The following is a 264-nucleotide window of genomic DNA, read 5'->3' as shown; positions in this document are numbered from 1 at the left end:
CGACACAAAACGAATCAAAACTTTTCTTTGGCGGGAAGATTAATATGTTGAATCAGCCGGAGTTTCATGACATTGACCGCATTCGTTCACTGATGATGCTCATTGAGCAAAAGAATGATGTCATGCAGCTGTTTCATCCAAATCAGCAAGGAATCACCATTAAAATTGGCTCAGAAAACAATTTGGAAGCAATGGAGAATTGCAGCTTAATCACAGCGACCTATTCGATTGATCAAAAATCTCTCGGCTCCATTGCCGTCATCG

At 40.9% G+C, this 264-nt stretch carries 1 protein-coding gene; it reads left to right on the top strand.

The features are described 5' to 3' along the window. The coding region (locus SB775_RS30495) for an HrcA family transcriptional regulator (RefSeq protein ID WP_410864999.1) at window positions 1–264 on the top strand (264 nt) is incomplete at both ends.

This window comes from Peribacillus sp. SIMBA_075, from assembly GCF_046534585.1.
This window is presented reverse-complemented; position numbering and strand designations above follow the sequence as displayed.